The sequence below is a fragment of the Parasphingorhabdus pacifica genome (assembly GCF_054779195.1).
Genome location: NZ_BAAGYS010000019.1, coordinates 1 through 692, shown reverse-complemented (window position 1 = coordinate 692; position 692 = coordinate 1). Strand labels below are relative to the sequence as shown.

Genomic DNA, 692 nt, shown 5'->3' with positions numbered 1-692 from the left:
AACTCTGCTTACCAGGCGCATTTCGCCCAGGGGATCACCATAATAAAATGCTGAGGCCTGGCCTTTGCGTAGTGCACGCATCACCTCAATACCTTTGATGGTGGCGTAAGCCGTCTTCATGGATTTAAATCCCAGCGTGGCGCCGATTATCCGTTTCAGTTTGCCATGATCGCATTCAATCACGTTGTTCCGGTACTTAATCTGTCGGTGTTCAACGTCAGACGGGCACCGGCCTTCGCGTTTGAGCAGAGCAAGCGCGCGACCATAGGCGGGCGCTTTATCCGTGTTGATGAATCGCGGGATCTGCCACTTCTTCACGTTGTTGAGGATTTTACCCAGAAACCGGTATGCAGCTTTGCTGTTACGACGGGAGGAGAGATAAAAATCGACAGTGCGGCCCCGGCTGTCGACGGCCCGGTACAGATACGCCCAGCGGCCATTGACCTTCACGTAGGTTTCATCCATGTGCCACGGGCAAAGATCGGAAGGGTTACGCCAGTACCAGCGCAGCCGTTTTTCCATTTCAGGCGCATAACGCTGAACCCAGCGGTAAATCGTGGAGTGATCGACATTCACTCCGCGTTCAGCCAGCATCTCCTGCAGCTCACGGTAACTGATGCCGTATTTGCAGTACCAGCGTACGGCCCACAGAATGATGTCACGCTGAAAATGCCGGCCTTTGAATGGGTTCA

1 protein-coding gene is annotated in these 692 nt (G+C 53.9%); it reads right to left on the bottom strand.

The genetic code is table 11. From position 1 onward, the window contains the following. A partial coding sequence (locus ACYVAN_RS23210) for an IS6-like element IS26 family transposase (RefSeq protein ID WP_130574349.1) occupies window positions 1–692 on the bottom strand: 692 nt, incomplete at both ends.